Annotated in this window: 25 protein-coding genes; 14 read left to right on the top strand and 11 right to left on the bottom strand. The window is 40.7% G+C overall.

Annotated elements, in window-relative coordinates; all coding sequences use genetic code 11:
- Positions 1–201: 201 nt before the first annotated feature.
- Positions 202–1,449: a YhjD/YihY/BrkB family envelope integrity protein gene (locus FB6_RS11230; RefSeq protein WP_174560085.1), complete on the bottom strand. Its 1,248-nt coding sequence runs from the start codon at positions 1,447–1,449 to the stop codon at positions 202–204.
- Positions 1,450–1,563: 114 nt separating this feature from the next.
- Here FB6_RS11230 and wrbA point away from each other — a divergent pair, with 114 nt between their 5' ends.
- Positions 1,564–2,160: an NAD(P)H:quinone oxidoreductase gene (wrbA, locus tag FB6_RS11225; RefSeq protein WP_174560084.1), complete on the top strand. Its 597-nt coding sequence runs from the start codon at positions 1,564–1,566 to the stop codon at positions 2,158–2,160.
- A 140-nt stretch (positions 2,161–2,300) separates the two neighbouring features.
- Here wrbA and FB6_RS11220 read toward each other — a convergent pair whose 3' ends face one another.
- Positions 2,301–2,660: a hypothetical protein gene (locus FB6_RS11220; RefSeq protein ID WP_174560083.1), complete on the bottom strand. Its 360-nt coding sequence runs from the start codon at positions 2,658–2,660 to the stop codon at positions 2,301–2,303.
- A gap of 992 nt (positions 2,661–3,652) precedes the next feature.
- On the opposite strand from FB6_RS11220, the gene FB6_RS11215 reads away from it, so the two are divergent.
- From FB6_RS11215 to FB6_RS11205, 3 genes are all read left to right on the top strand, one after another.
- On the top strand, positions 3,653–4,030 hold the full coding sequence (locus tag FB6_RS11215) for a hypothetical protein (protein ID WP_174560082.1): 378 nt from the start codon (positions 3,653–3,655) through the stop codon (positions 4,028–4,030).
- Positions 4,024–5,199: a CsgG/HfaB family protein gene (locus FB6_RS11210; protein ID WP_174560081.1), complete on the top strand. Its 1,176-nt coding sequence runs from the start codon at positions 4,024–4,026 to the stop codon at positions 5,197–5,199. Before FB6_RS11215 ends, FB6_RS11210 begins: the two co-directional genes overlap by 7 nt.
- 83 nt (positions 5,200–5,282) lie before the next feature.
- The gene (locus FB6_RS11205; protein WP_174560080.1) at positions 5,283–5,891 is read left to right on the top strand and encodes a hypothetical protein; all 609 of its coding nucleotides are present in this window, start codon (positions 5,283–5,285) and stop codon (positions 5,889–5,891) included.
- 357 nt (positions 5,892–6,248) lie between these two features.
- Here the strand turns inward: FB6_RS11205 and FB6_RS11200 are convergent, their stop codons facing one another.
- From FB6_RS11200 to FB6_RS11190, 3 genes are all read right to left on the bottom strand, one after another.
- Complete coding sequence (locus tag FB6_RS11200; protein WP_086195739.1) at positions 6,249–6,824, bottom strand: xanthine phosphoribosyltransferase; 576 nt, start codon at positions 6,822–6,824, stop codon at positions 6,249–6,251.
- Between the two features lie 91 nt (positions 6,825–6,915).
- A complete protein-coding gene (locus FB6_RS11195; RefSeq protein ID WP_174560079.1) occupies positions 6,916–7,629 on the bottom strand; it encodes a DUF3108 domain-containing protein in 714 nt (237 codons plus the stop codon).
- A 168-nt stretch (positions 7,630–7,797) separates the two neighbouring features.
- Entirely contained in the window at positions 7,798–8,478 is a 681-nt protein-coding gene (locus tag FB6_RS11190) for a hypothetical protein (RefSeq protein WP_174560078.1), read from the bottom strand.
- Between the two features lie 240 nt (positions 8,479–8,718).
- Here FB6_RS11190 and FB6_RS11185 point away from each other — a divergent pair, with 240 nt between their 5' ends.
- A complete protein-coding gene (locus tag FB6_RS11185) occupies positions 8,719–9,597 on the top strand; it encodes an energy transducer TonB (protein ID WP_174560077.1) in 879 nt (292 codons plus the stop codon).
- Positions 9,598–9,642: 45 nt separating this feature from the next.
- A complete protein-coding gene (locus FB6_RS11180) occupies positions 9,643–10,074 on the top strand; it encodes a hypothetical protein (protein WP_174560076.1) in 432 nt (143 codons plus the stop codon).
- Here FB6_RS11180 and FB6_RS11175 read toward each other — a convergent pair.
- From FB6_RS11175 to miaB, 4 genes are all read right to left on the bottom strand, one after another.
- On the bottom strand, positions 10,069–10,359 hold the full coding sequence (locus FB6_RS11175; protein WP_174560075.1) for an antibiotic biosynthesis monooxygenase family protein: 291 nt from the start codon (positions 10,357–10,359) through the stop codon (positions 10,069–10,071). The two genes, FB6_RS11180 and FB6_RS11175, sit on opposite strands and share 6 nt — an antisense overlap.
- 338 nt (positions 10,360–10,697) lie before the next feature.
- Positions 10,698–11,180 (bottom strand): rRNA maturation RNase YbeY, encoded by a 483-nt coding sequence (ybeY, locus tag FB6_RS11170; RefSeq protein WP_174560074.1) that lies wholly within the window; start codon positions 11,178–11,180, stop codon positions 10,698–10,700.
- 19 nt (positions 11,181–11,199) lie between these two features.
- Entirely contained in the window at positions 11,200–12,273 is a 1,074-nt protein-coding gene (locus tag FB6_RS11165) for a PhoH family protein (protein ID WP_174560073.1), read from the bottom strand.
- Positions 12,274–12,310: 37 nt separating this feature from the next.
- Positions 12,311–13,765 carry a tRNA (N6-isopentenyl adenosine(37)-C2)-methylthiotransferase MiaB gene (gene miaB, locus FB6_RS11160; protein WP_174560072.1) on the bottom strand — a complete coding sequence of 485 codons (1,455 nt, stop codon included), beginning with the start codon at positions 13,763–13,765 and terminating at the stop codon, positions 12,311–12,313.
- A 356-nt stretch (positions 13,766–14,121) separates the two neighbouring features.
- On the opposite strand from miaB, the gene FB6_RS11155 reads away from it, so the two are divergent.
- The 5 genes from FB6_RS11155 (at position 14,122) to FB6_RS11135 (ending at position 18,735) form a co-directional block, all read left to right on the top strand.
- On the top strand, positions 14,122–16,095 hold the full coding sequence (locus FB6_RS11155) for a lytic transglycosylase domain-containing protein (protein WP_174560071.1): 1,974 nt from the start codon (positions 14,122–14,124) through the stop codon (positions 16,093–16,095).
- A 32-nt stretch (positions 16,096–16,127) separates the two neighbouring features.
- A complete protein-coding gene (locus tag FB6_RS11150; protein ID WP_174560070.1) occupies positions 16,128–16,784 on the top strand; it encodes a ribonuclease T2 family protein in 657 nt (218 codons plus the stop codon).
- A gap of 169 nt (positions 16,785–16,953) precedes the next feature.
- A complete protein-coding gene (locus tag FB6_RS11145; protein WP_174560069.1) occupies positions 16,954–17,940 on the top strand; it encodes a malate dehydrogenase in 987 nt (328 codons plus the stop codon).
- 168 nt (positions 17,941–18,108) lie between these two features.
- The gene (locus FB6_RS11140; RefSeq protein ID WP_174560068.1) at positions 18,109–18,369 is read left to right on the top strand and encodes a DUF2789 family protein; all 261 of its coding nucleotides are present in this window, start codon (positions 18,109–18,111) and stop codon (positions 18,367–18,369) included.
- A 105-nt stretch (positions 18,370–18,474) separates the two neighbouring features.
- Positions 18,475–18,735 (top strand): DUF2789 family protein, encoded by a 261-nt coding sequence (locus FB6_RS11135; RefSeq protein ID WP_174560067.1) that lies wholly within the window; start codon positions 18,475–18,477, stop codon positions 18,733–18,735.
- A gap of 108 nt (positions 18,736–18,843) precedes the next feature.
- Here FB6_RS11135 and FB6_RS11130 read toward each other — a convergent pair whose 3' ends face one another.
- Together FB6_RS11130 and FB6_RS11125 are read right to left on the bottom strand one after the other, a co-directional pair.
- On the bottom strand, positions 18,844–19,371 hold the full coding sequence (locus FB6_RS11130) for a hypothetical protein (protein ID WP_174560066.1): 528 nt from the start codon (positions 19,369–19,371) through the stop codon (positions 18,844–18,846).
- A gap of 71 nt (positions 19,372–19,442) precedes the next feature.
- On the bottom strand, positions 19,443–20,045 hold the full coding sequence (locus FB6_RS11125; protein WP_174560065.1) for a 2OG-Fe(II) oxygenase: 603 nt from the start codon (positions 20,043–20,045) through the stop codon (positions 19,443–19,445).
- Between the two features lie 116 nt (positions 20,046–20,161).
- On the opposite strand from FB6_RS11125, the gene FB6_RS11120 reads away from it, so the two are divergent.
- From FB6_RS11120 to FB6_RS11110, 3 genes are read left to right on the top strand one after another with little or no spacing between them, the layout of a single operon-like run.
- Positions 20,162–21,019, top strand: a complete 858-nt coding sequence (locus tag FB6_RS11120) for a 23S rRNA (adenine(2030)-N(6))-methyltransferase RlmJ (protein WP_174560064.1) — start codon at positions 20,162–20,164, stop codon at positions 21,017–21,019.
- Between the two features lie 45 nt (positions 21,020–21,064).
- Positions 21,065–21,889: a CDP-diacylglycerol--serine O-phosphatidyltransferase gene (pssA, locus tag FB6_RS11115; protein ID WP_174560063.1), complete on the top strand. Its 825-nt coding sequence runs from the start codon at positions 21,065–21,067 to the stop codon at positions 21,887–21,889.
- A gap of 42 nt (positions 21,890–21,931) precedes the next feature.
- Positions 21,932–23,005, top strand: coding sequence for a DUF6670 family protein (locus tag FB6_RS11110; RefSeq protein ID WP_174560062.1), 1,074 nt, complete (start codon positions 21,932–21,934; stop codon positions 23,003–23,005).
- Positions 23,006–23,189 lie beyond the last annotated feature (184 nt).

Raw genomic sequence — 23,189 nt, 5'->3', positions numbered from 1 at the left:
TCGGATGCTTATATTTCAGAAATCACTCAACGTTTGAATCATCGCCCAAGAAAAAGACTCGGATTTAGAAGCCCGAGTCAGGTATTATTCCAAGAACATGGTGTTGCACTTCAAATGCTAATCTAAGTTTAAAAAAAGCCTTCATGTACGAAGGCTTTTTTAATGAAGTGTGAATGGAGCCTAATGATACAGGCCAAACCCCTATTTTTTTTCAAACAGTGTTGATAAAGGAATAGACAGTTTGGCCGCCAGATAATCATCAGATTCAACCAGAGCCGGGCCAAGTCTTTGCATCCATTCATCATCTGCACGAATATTGGCGACATCTTTATGGCGCGGTAGTGGATAGGGTAACTGGGTATAAAAACTCCAGAAATCCACTTGAGCCAAATTGCGCGAGAGGACGTATCCATTATCATCAGTGCGTTTCACCAGATTCTGTTTTTCCAGCATCAGCACATACGTCGGCCAGCGCCCAATTTCATCACGACCCAGAACTTCCAGCGCTTCTTCATCAGAAACACTTTCACCCCGTTGCTGCTTGTTATAAAACAGCTCCATCAAATCCAGCAGCATAATCACGGGATGGCGCTTTGGCTCTTTACCCGAATTAAAAGCGGTCAGTGCATAACTGATTTCAACCCCTAACAGGACAATATTCCAGGACAGGTAAATCCATAACAGGAAAATCGGAATCGCAGCAAAAGCACCATAGATAATTTCATAACTGGTGAAATTCGACATGACCACGCCGAACAAATTCTTGAGTAATTCAAAAACGACAGCACTGAAGGTCCCGGCAATCAGGGCGGCTTTAATCGGAACGCTACGGTTGGGGATGGTCCAGTTTAAAATGAAAAAACCTAATATGGTGAGAGCAAAGGAAATGCACCAAAAAACAAATTCGCCATTGACCTCATAGCCGGCAAAATTATTACTCAGAAGATTTAATGAGGCTACGGTCGATGAAATCACAAAGGCACTGCCGAGCAGAATTGGGCCCAGTGAAATAATAGTCCAGTAACGCATGAAGCCAATAATGCCACCACGAGTTTCCCGCACCCGCCAAATATGGTTAAACACGGTTTCGATACTGGTCAGCATCATTACGGTGGTAATAAACAGAAATAAAACCCCAATCACGGTCAGGTTGCTGGATTTATCGGTAAAGGCATTAAAGGCCTTGTCAAAGGCAATGGTGGTTTTGGGCAAAAAATTACTATAAATCATGAGTTGTATTTGTTGCCTTGCCGGTTCCAGCGCTTTAATAGAGGACAGAATCACCAGAAAAACAGTCAGCATGGGTACAACAGCAAACAGCGTGGTATAGGTCAGTGATGCGGCCTGATCTCGACAACGGTCTGCTTCAAAACGTCTTATGATAAATAAAACAAACTGAAACCAGGTCTCATTATAAAAAGGAAGCTTTTTTAAATACTTTTCTAACATAGTGATAAAGTCTCAATTTTTTTAATCATCTTTATGTATTTTCATAACTAAGCTTAACCAAAAAATGGGAAAAATACCGTATAGTTTTCTCTTTTAGCTTCGTTTATAAAAATTATGCAGTCTTATGTCCTTGTTTTATATTACAGCAAATATGGTTCGACCAAAGAAATGGCGCATTTAATTGCCAATGGAATTGAATCGACAGGAACGGCGGTAAAAATTCGTACCGTGCCCAATCTTTCAACTGTGGTGAAACAAGCGGAACCCAGTATTCCAGATGAAGGCGATATTTACTGTAGTTTAGAGGATTTGGCTAATTGTTCCGGTCTGGCCTTGGGTTCGCCTACACGTTTTGGCAATATGGCCAGTGAAATGAAGTATTTTTGGGATCAGACCACCAGCCTCTGGCTGAATGGCGCTTTGCATCAAAAACCGGCCTGTGTATTTACTTCTTCTGGCTCTATGCACGGCGGGCAGGAAAGCACCTTGCTTACGATGCTGCCACCTCTGTTTCATCATGGCATGATGATTATGGGCCTACCGAATGCCAACCCGGCATTATCCAATACTAAATCAGGTGGTACGCCGTATGGCGCCAGTCATGTCAGTGGTCCACGCCATGATTTAAGTCTGAGCCAGGATGAAAAAATCTTGTGTGAAGAGCAGGGTAAGCGTTTGGGTGAAGTTGTGAAGAAGTTGCAGATGAACTGATTGGTTTAAACTGAAATTGTTTGAAGATATAAACTCGAATCAACTGGCGGAAGATCTGGATTAAATTCAAAAAAAGACCATTCAGGAATGAATGGTCTGGATAATCATGATCACACCAGAAAATGTGCGAGCTGAAATGCTTATTTTTGTTCTTTAAAGCGATGCTTGCATTTCAAACATTTGTAATCCAGGAAAACATTTTTATCGATAATCACGCCAGCTTTTTTACCAACGATATTGCCTAAAACACCCCCTGTAACACCAGCTGCAATTGCACCTACAAATGTTCCTACAGTACCACCGAAAATTACACCTAGAGGTCCCGCAACGGCACCAATAGCTGCACCAGTGGAAGCACCAGTAGCTGCACCACCTACAGTTCCTGCTGTTGCACCGGCGGATGTCATTAAAATTCCACTCAGGGTTTTAAGGTTTTTTTCATGATCACGTTTTTCTACTTCGGATGATCCACATTTAGGACATTGCATAGATTTTTCCATCAAATATTTACCTTTTATTTATCTTGAATTGACGTTGCTGTATTCATCAAGATAAGCAGTCATACCAATCTGCGACGACAGTATGTATCTTTAGACTTATGATGTCAGGAACATTTCATACCAACTTGATTTTAGCTGAAGCAAATCAATTAAAGTTTATCTGAGTTGTAAATCAGCAGTTTTAACTGGATAAATCCAGCAAAGTATATTGAGTTTGCTTGATTTCTGCATTTAGCTGTCGTGGGAAAAATAAACAAAATTTTTCCTTAAAATAAAGCTGGCTTTGGTAATATTTCTCAGCTTAATTGTCACAGACAGGGTGAATATTTATTCTTTTGTTAAGATAGTTTATTGATCTCTTTGATCTGGGTTTAGCTATGCCGAAGTCATTCTGGGAGAATGATGAGCTATAGAGAGCGAACATTTCTGCAAATATAATGTTTTTGTACATTTGTTTCACGGCTTGCTGTTTTGGGATAAAACATGTAGCGCTGCTGTAAATTCCTATCAGGTATACGCTGTTTCTTGCACATTCATTTTTCTGCCAGAATTTCTTTATAAGTGTTCTTAATTGTGATTGCTTTATTGTATTTTTCATAAAAAGAGCTTTTTGTCACGTTTTGGTGAAAGTTCTAATAATGTTAAATTTTACAACTTCATAAAACGGAATGGAGGTGACTCGTTAAGTGTTTATCTAAGAAATTAGGGTTATTTTTTAATATAAAAAAAATATTATTTTAATTGGGTTTTTGATGTAAATTTTAATTTTAAAGATTTATTACATTATAATTTCTTACAATTCAAAAACACACAATAAATAACAATTATTTAATTATAACAACAGGATACTTTATTGAAGAAAACATAAATCATCCAAAACTTGATAAATTTCGCCTTTTGGTTTTTTTATGTGATTTAATATTTTTAATATAAATTAAACCTTACTAAATAAAAAATAAATAAACATCCGCGATCAAAGGACGGTAATGATTATGAAAATATCAGTGATCAATGTCGGTTTATTTTGTTTCTGTGTGCTGAGCAATACTTATGCAACATCGGATGAATGGAGTCAGCGCTGGAAAGCCTCAAGTACTCGTTCTAGTGAGAATTTAGTTCAAGCGAATCTGATTGAGCTCAAGGATTCTGACTATTACGAGGGATTTGGCAGAACGACAATAAACAGCACTTCGACCAGCTCGATTGGTACGGTTAATTCATCGACCAGCAACGTCAATATTAATGGTTCAAACAACGGTGTAGATATTTCGAATGATACTTCGAATGAAGGATCTTTAAGTTCGACCACCACTCAAAATAATCAGCAATGCCCTAACCTGAGCACTCAACCAGGAGCATTAACATGCTGAATTTATATATAAATAGAAGAAAAATCTCTGCAGTGAGTGCTGTGATTCTTTTTAGCCAACTTCTAACCGGATGCACTGGCATGGCGATTTCAAACAAAGAGCCCGTCAGTCTGGTGCAAGGACCCCCCATTACGGATATTTTTACCCCTTTTGATATGGCTTTATCTTGCCTGAAAGGGCAACTGCGCAATGATGTCAGTTTCTCCGTAGGTGCAATTCTAGACCAGACCGGAAAAGATGTCGTGACCAATGGAGGTAGTGGCAAAATGGTGACCCAAGGAGCTGGAGATATGGTGCAATCGGCACTGTTTCAGGCAGGGGTCAGTTTATTGAATCGACGAGATCCCCGGATTATTGAAAGCGAAGCCAAATGGGGTATCCGTGACCCAAGGCAAATTCAGGCTTCTGATTATTATGTAACTGGCAGCATTAACAGTCTGGATTTTATTCCTGGAGGTGGTTTTGACATGCAGATTGGCGGTGTAGGCCCCAATTATAGTCAAACGCGAATTATGGTCGGTTTGGATTTATCTCTGACCGATACCCGCAGCAGTAAAGTGGTCGCCAATGTTTCATTGCAAAAGCAGATTGCGGCGCAGGATTATGGTGTCAATGCAGGTCGGTTTGCTGGACATACGTTATTGAATATCCAGGTCGGAAAAAGTGAGAGAGAGGCAACTAATTTTGCATTACGCCAAATGTTGAATCTGGCAACCTTTGAGTTGCTTAGTCAGGTGATTCCACCTGCAACATTTGAAAGTTGCCGCGCAGCAATACCGCCTGAATTTGGCCAATTGAGTTTAACGCGCAGTTCTGTCGCCCTATATAAATACAAGCAAAGCCAGCAGCAAAAAAATATAAGTTCTAGCAGCGCGCTTCTGGATTCATCCTCACATTCGACAAATTTACCCAACGAAAAAAATAAATCGACCAACTCGCCAAACAAAGATACACAGCCACCCAAGAAAAAAGAGTCTGATTTGATTGAAAACCCTGAAGGTGAGTCTGAAATGAGCAAGCAGGATCTGATTAAATATATCAGCATGATTCGTCACTCATATGCTTTAGATAAAATCAATGAAGAAAAAGAAAATGAGAAGACGCAGATATTGTGGGATGTGAATCCGGCCATGGTAGAAAATTACTGGTCAACCACTCAGCGTGATTAAAAATATATAAAAATGGGCTCGCTCCCATTATAAAAAGAAGTGCTTAGCGAGAAGTACTTCAAAACTAGAAAAGGAAAATAACCATGAATAAGACTATCAAAACAATCGCCTTATCTGTTGCCTTCCTGTCCGGTGCAGCTATGGCAAATGCTCAACAAGTCACTGTAGATACTGGTTTAAACTCTACCTTGGCTGCTATATCTCAACATGCTAACAATGGTACTGCGCTTAACCTTGCCATTAATACCGCGACTATTGATGCAACAGTTAATGTGGATGGTCGGTATAACTCACTGAATAATGTGGGGGACAAACTCGCAGTAGAAACTTCAGCAATTGGTGCAGTAAACACCGGTAGCATTAACTTGCAACAAGGCAGTCTAAGTGCTGTGAATACGGGTACACTAGAATCAACGCTTGATGCTGAACGAAGTGCGGCACGTAGTTTGGAGGAATGGCGTTCTGAGCGTTCATCAGAGTTTGAAAGTTCTATTAGTGCCAGCCTGAATACTGACACTTATGATCAGTTCACTGAAACCCTGAGTAATTACACAGCAGCGAATTTAGCCTTTAATTCAGCAGCTATTGATGCATCTGTAAATGTAGACGGAAGAGTGAATCATATTGATGGTATCAAAACTTCTGCAATTGGTGCTGTGAACACCGGTAGCATTGCTGTGACTGTAAAGTAAATCCACCTCTCAATATGATCCAGGGTCTAACTATTTGCGGATAGTTAGACTCTTTTTATTTTAGAATAAAAAATGTTCGATGAGTTTTTTTTCTGTCGAAAAATTAACAGGCCAGAAATGAATACGTGTCTCAGATTTGCTTAAAATCAAATTTGAAAAGGTGAGACCCAAGCTGAACCAAAAAGTCTTTGAGGAACTTGACAGACTTAAAAAAGATTTTTTAGAAATTGCTAAGATTGAAGAATACATCATTATCTAAACGACTGTGCAACACACTGATTTTATATAAAAAATCTTATACATAATTCAGCTATAAAAAAAAGCGCCTGAGCGCTCTTTTTAAATTCTGTTCGAGTCTTAGTCACGAACAAATTCAACAGTACCATTTTCTAAAGATTTAACACGTGCTAAAGATTCAACACGGTAACCTTTGTCCAGTAACAATTGGCGGCCAGGCTGGAAAGATTTCTCAATCACAATACCAATACCGACAACTTCAGCATTGGCTTGATGAATTAAGTCTGCAAGACCTAAAGCCGCTTGACCATTTGCCAAGAAGTCATCAATGACTAAAGCTTTATCGCTAGAGTTGATGTGCTTGTTGGAAATAGCAATCGTGCTTTCAATTTGTTTAGTGAAAGAGAACACTTTAGAACGGTATAAATCATCTTTTAAAGTTAAAGACTGATATTTACGTGCAAAGATCACAGGCACACCAAGTTCTAAACCGGCCATTACTGCTGGCGCAATACCAGAAGCTTCAATGGTGATAATCTTTGTGATTCCTGCATCTTTAAAACGAGCAGCAAATTCTTTACCAATTTGCTGCATCAATACAGGGTCAATTTGATGATTTAAGAAAGCATCAACTTTCAGAACTTGATCAGATAGAACGATACCTTCACTTAAGATTTTCTGTTCTAGTGCGTGCACGGGAGAATTCCTCTAGGGGCAGATGCTTTTTCAAGCAAAAGCGTATTTTAAAAAGGCTCTCAAAAAATGCAAGCGAAATTGATCAAATCGATTAATTCGTTGCGCCTTTATAACCAGTGAGCAGCAAACCGTATGATGTTTTACCATCTTGGTGAGTTACTTTCACTGGAGCGTAGTCAAGTTTAGGGGCTAACCAGAAAATCGTATCACGGTTTGGCTTATCATGTTTCATTACCACTTTAATGGTATCGAAGGTGCCATAAGAAGTTTTTACTTTTTCTGAACCCTGTTTCACAAAGCGACGTGCTTCAACTTCTTTGGCATCGGCAATAGCATAACTGGATTTTAAGCCTGAAGCTTTTAAGTCTTCACGCAGCTGTAATTCAGCATTCAGCTCATCCAATACACCCGATTTCCAGGCAAAAGAACGGGCTTTATCATCCTTTTTGGTGTTAATGGTTTTAGCACCTGCATTAAAGTTAATGCTCATGGTGTTGTTATGCACTAAAATTTTGCTATGACGGCTAAAATTATTGGAAAGAACTTGACCATTGTTAAAACTAAAACGGCTGGTCTCGGTTGCAGATGCCATACCGCCAGCTTTTGCGGCAAAAACATAAGTCCAATTATTGCCAGACTTGCTTAAAGTACGTGTTGCTGAGCCCAAATTTTTGCCGTTATAGCTAAATTGATAACTTGCCTGGAATGGACTCATGGCGAATGCTTGGCTTGAGAAACCAGCCATCAACAGGGTAGTACTTACACCAGATGCCAACGCAATTGTTTTCAATACATTATGAGCCATAAGTAAATGGTTCCTATGAAGTTTAAGTAAAGCGCAATTTTATTTTGCTTGGTTGCTATTATGCGCTTTGATTATGAAGATAAAATTTGATTTTTTGTCCAATCTGTATCTTTATGTAGTGTTTTTCTAGTTAAAAATACAGGTTTTCATCATGAATAACAATCCAGACTATTTTTGCTTGATCTTGCTGACCTGACTATCTTCCAGTTCCTCATCAATTGCCCAGTCTTCCATCGGTTCTTCCGACATTTTTCTAAACAGCGCCGTCAGATTGACATTGCCCAGCACGACTAATTCTGCTTCACGTAAAACAGCATGATTTACATTAACTTTTGCTAAGGTGTCAATGATCGAACGCTTCTTGCCTAGCCAGCGGTTCAAATCTAAATGCAATAAGTCATCTTTGACTTTAATCACATTCAACTTTTCCAGAATCATGCCTAAAGGGTCTTGATTCAAGACTTTTTGATAGAAAAATAAAGCACAGTTGACGGCAATCTTTTGGAATACATTTTTAAACTTGGCTTCAATGACTTTGGTGTCACTAATCTGTTCAAACACAATTAACTGGGTGTCTTTATTTAGCTCCATTTGCACCAGTTTTAAATCGACTGAAAGGGTGAGGTAAATGCCTTTGACATCCAGTGTGGCATATAAGCGTAGCCAGTCTTCATGCAAGTCCGCATGCAAGTCTTTCAGCATGGCAACATTGTCAGTCACAAAACGCTGGAAAGTTGCGTTTAAAAAAACTTGAGATAGTGGGAACTCACGCTCATCTTCAATAAATCCTTCTGCCTTTTGGTACACTTGACGTATACGTTTAGAGAGATTGGATATTAGCGTTTGCATATAAAGCGTCCTAGCGAGTAAATCTTGTTAGACTTCGATAGATTCTGTCGAAAGTATTAAAAATACAGATATTCCACCTTGCAGTTTAGCAAAATTAATTGCACCATTTTCATGATTTTAATTGTCTACAGCGCGCTTGTTGATTGAGTTCTCGTTTTTTCATTCAAAAGTAGAAGCTGTTTTTATTTTATACCGCTTTTATGTGGTTTGGGGAATCAGACTTTTTGTCGGTTTAATGTGATGCTTAAGAAAATCAGTTTTGCACCTCTCGTACAGGCATGGTGGAAAGATCCAGTTTTCACCAGCGCAGTTGTTTTGGCTGCCGTTTTGCATTTGATTTTTTTGACTCTGCAATTTGCAATGCCTAAGGAAAGTGATGCAGCAGTGAAAGAAATTGCAGTGACTTTACGCCCAAGTCAAGAGAAGGTTGAAAATGCCGATTTTCTAGCACAGGCCGATCAGCAAGGTTCTGGAACCTTCCGTGAAGCACATCGGATGTCCAGTGATATGCCGTCTCCCATGATTGAACAGAGTACCGGGCAACAGCAGCAGGAAACATTGGAACGTTTACAGCAAAAACGGGAACTCAGCTTTGAAGAAAAGGTGCTGATGACCACTTTGAGCTGGAAGAAGGAAGCCGAACAAAACCAGCGTAAAAAAGCCATGGAAGAGTTGAATAGCCAGTTTCAGGCCAAAGCTGCAATGGTGGCCAGTTTAGAAGCACAATATTTACAACGTCAGCAAAATTTTAGTCGTCAGCAAAAAATTAAAACGGTAGATGGCATACAGGCCAAGCAGGATATTTCGGCGGCTTATTTGGAAAAATTCCGTCAAAAAGTTGAATTTTATGGTAACCGTTATTATCCCGATGCTGCCAAAGCACAACACTTGGCAGGCGAAGTGCGGTTAATGGTGATTCTGAATAGAAGTGGCGGGATTCGCGCCATTCGCCTGATTGAAAGTTCTGGTCATGCTCTACTGGATGAAGCGGCAAAAACATCGGTGCGTAAAGCGGCTCCCTTTGGTGGTTTTGATCAAGGCATGAAAGATATCTCAGAACTGCGTATTGTACGGACCTGGCGTTTTGATCCGGCAGATGCAGAGTTTGAGGTGCATTAGAAAGTACGGCATATCTTTTGAAACAGAATAAAAAGGTAAAATGTAATGTCAGAATTAAAAGAAAGTCATTTAAAACTATGGAATCCCAATGCAGCAGGGTGCTGGGCTCTGTTGGTTACACCTATTTGTAGCAGCTATTTACTATATAAAAATGCCCAAAATTTAAATAATCAAGATGACATGACCAAAGCAAAAAACTGGATGGTCGCTGGTCTGGCAGTATGGTTACTATCGGTGTGCTGTGCCATTTATTACCCTGAAAATACAGGAATGATCAATGGCTTTTCTTTATGGTATTTAATACTTTGGTATTTTTTATTTGTACGAAAACAAGTTGAAAATTTAAAGCAACAATTTGGTGAAAGTTATTTGCGTTATGAGTCATTTGAATGGTTTAAATTTCTCATAATTGGTTTTGTGGTTCGTCTTATTTTGATAGGTCTTTCAATCGTGATTGTCTCTAGTTTTGGGTCATGAACAATAGGCTTTCTGAATTTCACAAATTTCGACACTAAAATTTTTATACCACTTTTCTTTTCCTAAACGCTGTGCAACTTGATGCTCTGCATCTTTATGCCAAGTGTGAATATCTTCTAAACTATTCCAGTATGACAGGGCAACCTCAAAATCATTTTCGCTGATCGTTTCAAATTTTTGACAATTGAATTGTTTCAGTGCTTTTTCGCGCAACAATTGGGCCATTGTTGAATATTCTTCATCAAGGACATTTATTTTTGCTTTAAAAACCACAACATATTTCATGTCATATTCTTTTTAATGTATTCAGACGGCTCTTTTATAAGGGATCTAATGCTTCTTTTGCAAGAAAGAAGGGTGAATTTGGTTTAAAAAGGAATCAGTAAAAAGAGGATTTTTTTCTAGGCTATTAAAAAATATTTGGATAAGAATGATGAATGTTTTATTGGATTTACCCTCATCCTCTTTCGGAATATATTCCTCATCCCATAGGGAGGAGGAATTACCGGTTTTAAATTAATATTGAAAGTTCCCTCTCCTTTAAGGAGAGGGTTAGGGTGAGGTCGGGCTCAAATATAGAGTATAAAAAAGCGAGCCTAAGCCCGCTTTTTTATTACATTGATTTAGTCTTGCTCTTTATACGGATTTTCAAATCCTAACTTCGCCAGAATTTCAATTTCCAAAGCTTCCATTTCTTCCGCATCTGCTTCTGAAGTTTCGTGATCATAGCCCATCAAGTGTAATGTGCCATGCACCAGCATGTGAGTGAAATGTTCAATCGGGGTTTTGCTTTGATCCTGTGCTTCTTGTAAAACCACAGGAATACAAATCACCAAATCTCCCATTGGCCATGCATCTAGCAGGGGTAAAACTTCTTCTGGGATATCGCTCGGAAATGACAACACGTTGGTCGGCTTGTCTTTTTGGCGGTATTCCAGATTCAGTTTATGGCTTTCTTCATTGTCTACGCAGGCAATCCCGATTTCGCAGTCCTGATCGACTTCGATATAGCGCAATGCAGTTTCAATGACTTTCTTAATATAAGCACGTTTTAGTACGAGCTCCGGTGCTTGAAAGTCTTGTTGGAGCGATAGGTTAAGTTTCAAAATGAATCCTTAAATTATCTTAGTCCTGAGCATCTGCAGCAGCGTCATTTTCAGCAATTAAGGCTTCCTGACGTGCTTTGCGTTCTGCACGGGCTTCAGCACTAAGACGGTGTTGTTCACTGTCCCATCCTTCATAAGCTTCGACAATTTTTTGTACCAGCTGGTGACGAACCACGTCACGAGAATGGAAACGGGTGATATGAATTTCGGTTACAGGTTCCAGTACCCGTAAAGCATGGGCCAAACCGGATTGCTGACCGCGAGGTAAATCGACCTGTGTGATATCCCCGGTAATGACGGCGCGCGAACCAAAACCTAAACGGGTCAGGAACATTTTCATCTGTTCTGGTGTCGTATTTTGGGCTTCATCTAAAATCACGAAAGAATGGTTGAGGGTACGACCACGCATGTAGGCGAGGGGTGCAACTTCAATAATCTGACGTTCAATCAGTTTGGCGACTTTTTCAAAACCCAGCATTTCATACAGGGCATCGTAAAGCGGACGTAAATACGGGTCGATTTTCTGGCTTAAATCCCCCGGCAAGAAACCGAGCTTTTCACCGGCTTCAACTGCAGGACGAACCAGTAAGATACGCTGGATTTCATTTCGTTCCAGCATATCCACAGCAGCAGCCACAGCCAGATAAGTTTTACCTGTACCAGCTGGGCCTATACCAAAGGAAATGTCGCTTTGCAAAATACGTTGCACATAGCGTTTCTGGTTAGCACCACGCGGGTTAATCCGGCCTTTACGGGTTTGCAACCAGACTTCATCCAAACCGGTATGTTCCTGATGCGGATCAATCTGCAGTTCACGGTCGGTCTGACTGCCCTGAATCATCAGATGCAGGGTATCAGCACTCACTTGCTGGCTAATTTCGGTTTCTTCATATAGACGCATCAAGAGGCTTTCGGCTCTCTCTACAGCATCAATTTCACCATCGATGTAAAAAACATCACCTCGATGGGAAATATTGACATCTAAACGTTGTTCGATTTGTTTCAAGTGACCGTTATAAGCACCCAGCATGCCTTTTAAACGCTCCATTGAAATACCAGGAAAAGTTACTGTACGTCGAATCGCTGCAGTCAAGAGAATTCCTTATGATGGTCTAGCTGATTCCCTTACATTACGCCACGTCAGGCTCAAGATTCAAGAGCTCACCGTAAACAAAATTCAAAGTTTTAATTTCGGTAATCTCGATCTCTGCAAAACGTCCAACCCATGCAGCATCGCCAATAAAAGACACCAGACGGGTATTGTCTGCAGACCCGATTAACAGGTTCGGATCTTTGTCGGAAACTTTTTCAATAAGAACACGTTGGATGGTGCCCAGCATGGCATCTGTTTTATCAATGCTGGAACGTTTAATCCATTGCTGAACTTTGGCCAGACGTTCTTTTTTCACATCTTCTGGCGTATTGTCTTCAAGTTCTGACGCGGGTGTACCCGGACGTTTTGAATAAATGAAACTATAAGAATGGTCGAAATCCAAATCTTGAATGAATTGATAGGTTTCTTCAAAGTTTTGGTTAGTTTCACCCGGGAAGCCAATGATAAAGTCACTCGACAAATGCATGTCAGGGCGCACTTTACGCAGTTTGGCAATTTTTTCGATATACACGTCAATGGTGTGGTTACGTTTCATAGCTTGCAGTACATCATTGGAACCACTTTGTACTGGCAAGTGCAGGTGCGAAACCATTTGTGGCAGGTCACGGTAGCATTGAATCAAGTCATCATTAAATTCAAGCGGGTGGGACGTGGTATAACGCAAACGACCGATACCCGGAATTTCAGCCACCAAGCGCAGTAAATCGGCAAAGGTACAGATATTGCCTTCAAAGGTTTCGCCGCGGTAACCATTGACGTTTTGACCCAATAGCGAAATTTCACGCACGCCTTTTTCAGCCAAACCGGCAATTTCTGCAAGCACGTCATCTAAAGGACGAGAAACTTCTTCACCACGAGTATAAGGCACCACGCAGAAAGAACAGTATTTTGAACAGCCTTCCATAATCGAAACAAAGGCTTTATAACCTTCCACACGCGGTTCAGGTAAAAAGTCGAATTTTTCAATATCCGGGAAGGAAATATCCACCAGTTTGATTTTTTCTTTTTTCGGCTTTTCCACTTGATCGTTATGCTGATCCAGCATTTGCGGTAGGCGGTGCAAGGTTTGTGGGCCAAACACCATATCGACATATGGCGCACGTTTTTGAATGTTGTCGCCTTCCTGAGAAGCCACACAACCACCGACACCAATCACCAGTTCCGGATTTTTTTCTTTCAGCTTGCGCCAGCGGCCCAATTCAGAGAACACTTTTTCCTGCGCTTTTTCACGGATGGAACAGGTATTCATCAGCAGAATATCTGCATCGGCTGGATCCGTCGTCAGCACATAACCGTGCGAATCACCTAACAAGTCTGCCATACGATGACTGTCATACTCATTCATCTGACACCCTTGCGTTTCGATATACAGTTTTTTCACTGAACCGTCGGCTGGGGTGTGCTGTGGCTGGGTAACAGTGTTTTCTGAAGCAGCTTGGGCACTATTTGGAATGAAGGTTTGAACCGTCATGTAGGCTCCTAAAGGATAAATCAATGAAACCGAATTTTAAAATTCCTCATTCATACAGAGGTATGGCGAGCAGTATTTTCCTTTTGATTTCAGCATGTAGCTAGAAAAGGTTGAGGAAGATGATGCTGGCTGTAATGTTTAAAATTGCGATTTGAATACAAGAAAGGCGCATATTTTAGCAGGAATCGAACATAAACTTATAGCGCTAAATAAGACTGCAACAATATTGATTTATGGAGCAAAAATGATTGAAAATTAATATTGTCTAATCATAAGGTTACATAACAGAACAGTAGAGTAGTTTAATAATAATTAAACTATTCAAAAATGATTAGGTATGTCCAAGGCAATACTAGATGATAGAAGGCAAGCATATGTACGATCGGCTCAACAATAAAAAATATTATAAAGTGCTTGCTTTGGCTGTGGCATCAACTGGTTTTGTTTCAATTTCTCATGCTGCAGATGAACAATTTAATGATGCCTTAAGGGCAGCGAACTCGGGTAATGTAGCCTTGCTACAACAGTATCAAGCTTCAATGCAAAATGATGCACTGGGTTATTATCCTGAATATTGGGCATTGAATAGCAATTTGGCTACTCAACCAGTCAGTAGTATTGTGAATTTCTCGCAGCGTTATCCGCAATCTGCCATGGCGGAAAAACTGGCGGCAGATTATGTCGAAGAAAAAGTCAAACAGGCTGATTTTGCTACGGCTCAACCAGTATTGTCTTATGTGACCAATCCTGATCAGGCTGAAAGCTGCGCGGTTGCTCAGGTTCGAGCCAAGTCAGGGGATCCTCTGGTTTTTGCTGAATATAAAGATGTTTGGTTGGCCACCAATACCCAGCCTGAATCTTGTGCCGGTTTAGGCCGTATGATGTTATCCAGTCCTTTGATGACAGAACAAGACCGACAGCAGCGTTTGTGGGGGCAATTACGCGCCGGTCAGTCTGGTCAGGCTCTGGCAACGGCGCAAACCATTGGAGTGAGCTTATCACTTGCTCAGCTGAATCAGATTCAAGCCAATCCATTAGATTACGTATGGTCTGCGCCCAAAGCATCAGCGTCAGATCAAGCTTATTTAATCTACGCCATGGGGCGTCTGGCAGACAGTGATTTAAATACCGCCATAGCTTCAGTCAAACGTGCTGCTGAAGGCACACCGGTATCTGTGCAAAAGGCTTTATATCGTACCGTGGGCTACATTGGTGGTACTACGGTGATGAAAAATAACTTTAATCGAGAAGTGTTGAATTATCTGGATGCCAGTTACGGCTTACCATTTAGTGCGGAAGAAGCTGAAATTTATGCCCGTCAGGCTATTCGTTTTAGCGCATGGGAAAGTCTGATTCGTGCGATTGATGCCATGGCTGTGAACCAAAAGCAGGAAGACCGCTGGCAGTACTGGTTGGCTCGTGCATCAGAGCAGCGTGGTGATGCAAATTCTAAACGTGTCGCACAGGAAATCTTTAAAAAACTGGCGCAAGGGGATGATTATCACAACCTGTTGGCGCGAGATAAATTGGGGCAAAGTTACAATAATATTCCAATGAATGTTCAGCCTAGTAACAGTGATGTACAACGTTTAAGCCAAAATATTCATTTCAATCGTGCTTTTGCTTTACGCCGGGTGAATGCCCCGGATAATTATATTAATCGTGAATGGAACTGGGCGGTTCGTCAGGCTTATTTAAAACATGATGATGGCTTGTTGCTGGCAGCAGCAAAACGTGCCACGGATATGGGTTGGTATGATCGTGCGATTTATGCTGCAGACCGTACTGAAAATAAACACAATTATTCTTATCGTTATGCCATGCCACATCAAAGTTATGTGGTGAGTCATAGTCGTAACGCCGGTATTGATCCTGCGTGGGCTTATGGTTTAATGCGTCAAGAAAGCCGTTTTGTGTCTTCAGCACGTTCGCATGTGGGCGCGGGTGGCTTGATGCAAATCATGCCGGATACGGCAAAACTTGTCGCTCGGCAAATGGGGGAGACATATAACCCGGCTGCTTTGACTGATATGAACACCAATATCCGTTATGGCACTTTTTATTTGTCTATGATTCAAAGTCAGTTAAGTAATAGTCCTGTTCTGGCCACAGCTGGTTATAATGCCGGTCCAAACCGGGCACGCCGTTGGCAACCAGAGCTACAGGCGATTGCTGCTGATCAATATACTGAAACCATTCCACTGACTGAAACACGTGACTATGTGAAACATGTCATGACCAATGCTACCCATTATGGGGTATTACTGGGAGAAGGGGCGCAATCGATAGAAAAGCGTATGAATATCATTCCATTTAGAAATAATCCTTAAACTTTGATTTTATTGATAGGTCTGACTTGTTGATGATTTTTTTTGGGTACACACCGATGATAGCTAGGTTGGCACTGCTCTTTGTGAGTGGTGCAGGACTGGGGCTATTTACATCTCAGGTTTTTGCTGCGCCGTTACAGGGATATGTAATGGTGGTGCAAATGACACCTGCGGTGTGTATGTTTGATGCCCAAAAATCAAAACAGCGCAAATGTTTAGAAGGATATGCCCTAAATATTTCCGGCCTGTTTCCGGAAACTTCACAATCAGAGTGTAAAACAGCCTCATCTGCGGCTTTATCGCCATTACAGGCCAAAGTTGTCGCACGGATCATGCCTGATGAAAATGCCCGGGTTCAGCTTTGGCGTACAATTGGTGGCTGTGTGCCGATGAATTCAAGTCAATATTTTCGGACTATTATTAATTACGCAGAACGACTGAAAGTACCGGCGGAACTGACCAGTCCAGAAACTAAGGTCGTTCATCAGGCTAATCTTAGATTGCATTTTTTACGTACCAATCCAAGTTTGCCTAATAATGCAATCAGGTTAAATTGTGCATCTATCAATGGAAATCCAGTTCTGACTGAAGTTAAACTTTGCTATAAAAATAATGGTCAATACAAACCATGTTCTTCAGAAGTGGAAAACAATTGCCCGAATTTATTTACAATAAAAGGTTCTTATTAAGCTTTTTCTTCTATTTTATTTATATTTCCTATCAGACTTTTGTTGAAATTCATTCTCTTTTGCATGCATCCGTTGATTGATTGGAGTACAATCTTTCGCGTTTATGATTATTAGATTAAATAGACTAACTATTTAATCGCATTGACTATCCTCAATTGGAGATAATTACATGAAGCAACCTGTTCGCGTTGCCGTTACAGGCGCAGCTGGTCAAATTGGTTACAGCTTATTATTCCGTATTGCTAGCGGCGAAATGTTGGGTAAAGACCAACCCGTTATTTTGCAATTGTTAGAAGTTCCTTTTGAGAAAGCTCAAGCTGCGCTTAAAGGCGTAATGATGGAGCTTGACGACTGTGCTTTCCCATTATTGGCAGGCATGATCGGTACTGATGATCCTAAAGTTGCATTCAAAGATGCTGATTACGCTTTACTAGTTGGTTCACGTCCACGTGGTCCAGGTATGGAACGTGCTGATTTACTTAAAGTAAACGGCGAAATCTTCATTGGTCAAGGTCAAGCACTTAACGAAGTTGCTAGCCGTGACGTTAAAGTTCTTGTTGTAGGTAACCCTGCAAACACTAACGCTTACATCGCTATGAAATCTGCTCCAGATCTTCCAGCGAAAAACTTCACAGCAATGTTACGTCTAGACCACAACCGTGCGTTGACTCAACTTGCTCAAAAAGCTGGTGTTGCAGTTTCTGATATTGAAACTATGACAGTTTGGGGTAACCACTCTCCAACAATGTATGCTGACTACCGTTTTGCAACTGTAAACGGCGAAAGCTTAAAAGACAAAATCAACGATGCAGCTTGGAATAAAGACGTATTCCTTCCTACAGTTGGTAAACGTGGCGCTGCGATCATCGAAGCGCGTGGTCTTTCATCTGCTGCTTCTGCTGCGAACGCTGCAATCGACCATATGCGCGATTGGGCTCTTGGCACAAACGGCAAATGGGTAACTATGGGTATTCCTTCTGACGGTTCTTATGGTATCCCTGAAGGTGTAATGTTCGGTTTCCCTGTGACTACTGAAAACGGTGAATACAAAATCGTTCAAGGTCTTGAAATCGATGAATTCAGCCGTGAACGTATCAACGTAACTCTTAACGAGTTAGAAGAAGAACGTGCAGCAGTAGCTGACATGATCAAATAATTTAGTCTTTTAGATTAAATTGAAAAAGCACTCCATTCGGGGTGCTTTTTTTATGTTTAGAATTTATTTTTGAACAAAAAATAACATGCTGTCATGCACTGACAACTGAATTTACAGGGGCTTCAGTCTAATTTAAAAGAGAACAATAAAGGTTTTAAGGAGAATGAGATGTTTGAGCAGCGCCCCACTTTAGAACTGTTTTTTGAGCAACTGGGACTAGAATCTAACTCTGAAGCGATGGATGAATTCATTAAAACCCATCAAATCGGGATGGATGTGCCTTTGCACAAGGCACCATTCTGGTCTCAATCTCAGCATGATTTCCTGATCAGTCATTGGAAAAAAGATGATGAATGGGCCATGATGGTAGATATCTTAAATGAGCAATTGCATACGGAAGCTTTACTTACAGCATCTACTCATGACTGAACACAAATTGAAACAACAAACCTAGTTTTATTGCTAGGTTTTTTTATCAATATCTTATAAGTTAATCGAATAATAAATGACAGTTTGATTGATAAGGAGTGTGTAATGTCGATGAATAATAAGCCATCCTTTGAAATGTTATTCCGACAGCTCGGTCTGGCTTCCAGTCCTGCTGCTATGGAACTTTTTATCCGAACCCATCAATTACCGGCACATCAGAATTTACATGATGCGCCTTTCTGGAATAAGTCTCAGCGTGAATTTTTAATTCGTTATTTGGTGGAAGACGCAGATGAATGGGCCATCTGGATAGATGAATTAAATCAACAATTACATATGAATGCCACGAAACTGCAACCGGCCTGATTTTGGTATACATGTGGGGTATAAAACTTGCTCAGAGAAGGAACTTTTAAGCAGAGTGAAATATAAAAAACGCCTTTATTAGGCGTTTTTTACAGGTTTATTCAAACATCAATGTAATTTACTTTTCACCAGATTAACAAACCAGTCATGCTCACGAAATGGATTAAAGGCGTGGTGTTGTTGCATCAGAATCGCGTCAAAATCAGAGGTTTTACTGTATTTGGTCAGCCAGTGTCGTGCTAAGGCTGTTTCACTTTTCGCCGCAGACGCATAAGCCAGCATGAAATAAATATCGCCATAGTGGTCGTGGGTAATAGGTTTTAGGATCTGCTGGGTAATTAAGGCAAATCTTTGTTCCTTGGTAATCTCAAAATACAGCATATAGGCTTTGGCTAAATGCAGTGACAAGCCCATGTATAAATTCATCGGCATTTCGTCAAATTCAATTCGGCCTTGTTCAAGCAAAACCACTGCTTCTTGTAAAAAATGAATCTGTTCCTGACGGGAGTTACTCAGCATCACCAATTGCATGCGTAACTCCGCACGATCCAAAGCAAGTTGGGGAGTATTTCCTTCTAAATACAGCTGATCAGTTTCGCCAATACGTTGAATAATTTGTTTGGAGTTTTCCCGCATCGGTGACATCCTCATCTATTAATGATAGCTATATGAGGATGTTTTTGCAGATTTAAAGCGTGGCGGCCAAATTACCACATCGAATTGCCACTGCGTAACCAGGCGGTAATAGATAGCCGCTGATGCTTGGCTTGAATCACTTCATGCAGCAAATCACTTTGGAATAATGCAATGCGGTTGGGCTTTGGCGGAATGATGTGCCATTGCTCATTTTTATCCTGTAAGCGTAACTCACCACTCCAATCATCCTGCCAGTCTTCATGCAAATAATAGACTGCTGAAATCACCCGATCATTTTTTTGCTGTGGATTGTCGCGGTGCAGGGCATAAAATTCCCCGGCGTTATAGCAGGCAAAATGTGCTTCAACTTCACGAATCCCAAAGAAAAATGCACGGTTTAAATGTTCTGCCAAGCCTTGCAGCATGTTTACATGATGTTGCGCTTTTTCTAAACCGGGATGAATCCATAAAATATGATCGCTACGAATCTTGCTCACCACGCCGTTTTGAATGGCTGCATCTCGAAACTGGTTTAAATGAGAAGTACACTCTTCAACTAAGGCATGGATGTATTCTTGAGGATAGACATCATCAATAATGCTAAAGCCGTGTTGATCCAAATCTTCAATAATTTGATCAACATTGCATGACTTTGGGAGGTGGATTGTATCCATACAGATATACTCAAAAACAGGATAGAAAAAGCTGGCGTATTCTAGAGCAAGATATCCTGCGGAATGAAACATTTTTTCATGCTAAAATGTCCGTTGATTTCAGGAATTAAAGAAACATGAATTACCGTCACCATTTCCATGCCGGCAACTTTGCCGATGTCATGAAGCATGTGTTATTGCTACAACTTTTAACACGTTTAAATGCCAAAGATAAACCTTATCGCTATATCGATACGCATGGTGGTGCCGGTAAATATGATTTATCGACCTCTGCGGCACAAAAGTCCGGTGAGTTTTTAAATGGTATTCATCGTTTAGTAAAATTGGACGAATCCATTATCCGTAATGCCCCTGAAGGCGTGAAACAGTATCTGAAAATCGTTCAAGAAATGCGTGAAGCTTCAGGTAAAGGTGCGTATCCAGGTTCACCTTGGTTTGCCCTGGAAGGCATGCGAGGGATTGATAAAGCCACCATTTTTGAAATGCAGCCCGATGTTTTTCAACAGCTGCGCTTTAATGTGCGTGACCGCCGTGCCGGTCTGCACGAACGTGATGCTTATGAAGGTTTGCTGGGTGTGATTCCACCGAAAGAAAAACGTGGTCTGGTCATGATTGATCCGCCTTACGAATTGGAACGTAAAGATTTTCCACAATTGGTAGAATTACTGGCAGCTGCACATAAAAAATGGTCGACAGGTGTTTTTGCGGTGTGGTATCCAATTAAAGACCGCGCCATGATTGAACGTTTTGAAAAGAAAATGATCAAAACCGGAATCCGTCGTCAATTGGTCTGTGAAATTTGTGTGTGGCCAGATGACACTCCGGTCGGTTTAAATGGTTGTGGTTTACTTGTGATTAATCCACCATGGAAATTTTCTGAAGATGCTGATGAAGCATTGCAATGGTTGTTTCCGCATTTACGCATGAGTGAAAATGGTGGGCATGCCGCTGTACGCTGGTTGGTTGGCGAATAATAGATAGCTTTGAAAGAGATACGGTTACAGTTAGGATCGACAAGAATGACAAGTATAAACAAACCTGAAAGTGAATCTTCTACACGTGATGAGCATGGTTTTGATGGCATCACTTTTGAAGTGGAAGAAGAAGAGCATACCCATGAGGGACAAAAGGTGAAACGTCGTGGCATCTATCTGTGGCCGAATCTGATTACAACGGCAGCCTTGCTATCCGGTTTTTATTCCATTATTGCCAGCATGAATGGTGATTTCACTCAAGCCATTTATGCCATCTTTCTGGCAGCATTGTTTGATGGACTGGATGGTCGGGTGGCGCGTGCGATTGGTGCGCAAAGTCCATTTGGCGAACAGTTTGACTCCTTGTCAGACTTGCTGGCTTTTGGTGTGGCACCTGCGATCTTGATGTATAGCTGGTGTCTGCACGATTTGGGTCGAATTGGACTGGCGGCCTGTTTTGTCTATACCGCCTGTGCAGCCTTTCGTTTGGCACGTTTCAACGTACAAATTGGTGTGGTAGATAAGCGCTATTTTATTGGCGTGGCCAGCCCGTTGGCAGCGGTTATTATGATTACACTGGTTTGGGTAGCACGTGATTTTCCAGAAATTTTTGCGATACAGGAAGTTGGCATCCAAATCTTTAATGCAGTGGTGATTGTTGCTGTTGGACTACTGATGATTTCTAACATTAAATATTATTCATTTAAAACCTTTGACCGTAAGCGCGTACCATTTTTTGTATTACCGATTGCGGTGTTTATCTTTGCTGCAATTACTTATAATATTCCAGTAGGGATTCTGGTGATTTCCATTATTTATGCACTGTCTGGTTTTGTCACCACATTCATGGCGAGAAAAAATACTATCTGATGAAAATGAGATCACTATACTGAAAATAAAAAGGAGCACGAGATGCCGTTGTTTCAAGATTTATTTGATCAGTCCAAACAACTCAATCGAGCTCCACTTCAGGCACATTTAGCGTATCATGCACAAAAAGGTCGTTATAAAATTATTCATCAAGGATTGATGATTCCTGGTCTACCTGCACCCTTACATTATCTTAATTTTATTAGTCTTATTGGTCAGCCCAATGTTCCCATGCTACGCAATGAAAGTGCAATTCATACTACGGCTTTGGATACCGCGACCACAATTTCCAGTGTGAGCGCACACATGCTGGGACAACTTCATTCCTATTCCATTGAGCATGAATGTCAGTTTAGAAAAGAATATTTTCAGTTCTCGGATCGAGAAATTATTACAGGAAATTTCCCGTATTTTCGCATTCAACGTAAGGATAAAGAACTGAGTTTTGATTTATCCATTACTACAAGCAATATTGTTTCTTATTTTACCAAGCTGCGGATGGGTTTGGCGGATCACTGGTCTTTACTCTGTAAATGTGAAGGTCAGTTGATATATAAACAACAAGAATTTGAAATTCAGCAAATGGGCAGCTTTGAATATGCCCGTTCCATTAATTTTTCTTATTTACCACTTGCATTTTTTACCTATCAGGTGATTAACCTGGAAAATCAGCGCCAACTGCTTTTAGCGCAAATTCGAGATCCATTTAATAACGTATTGCAATCACGTATTTATTTAAGAGATGCTAAAACGGGTGTGGCGCAAATGTTTGATCAAAATGTCCGTTTTAAAGTGCATCGTGTTTATCCAAAGGTGAAAACACCAAATGGACAAAGCATGTATTTACCGCGCGAATTCGAATGGGGTTATGAAGGCAAAGATGGCACCTGTATTTCTGTACAGGCACAAAGTCGGGGCGATTTTAAATTTGGTCTGGCGGCAGGCTATGTCGGAAGCTTTAAATATCAAGTTCGAATCAATCATCATGAAGAAGTGGGGGAAAGCGGTTATTGTGAATATATCGATTGCCGCTCCCTCAACTGGCAAGAAAAAAATAAACAAGAAAAAATGCGTGATGAATTAGCCAATCCTGTCCCTTTTGCATGCAAAAAATAAAAAAAGCGTCCTATTTTGTAGAATAAACAAACAGTCGTAGTGTTTTTTAGAAATTAATTAAAAAATGGGGTTGCATGGGGTGGAAAATGCTGTAGAATGCACATCCATCGGCGGTGATGAGAATTAAAACTTCTGATAAAACAGTAGCTTAGCATTAAATGGTTAAGTTGGGTTTTAGGAAGAA

The sequence above is a fragment of the Acinetobacter bouvetii genome (assembly GCF_902753875.1).
In the GTDB taxonomy this organism is placed as follows: Bacteria; Pseudomonadota; Gammaproteobacteria; order Pseudomonadales; family Moraxellaceae; genus Acinetobacter; species Acinetobacter bouvetii_A.
The sequence above is the reverse complement of the archived record's forward strand: the minus strand, read 5'-3'. Positions and strand labels throughout refer to the sequence as shown.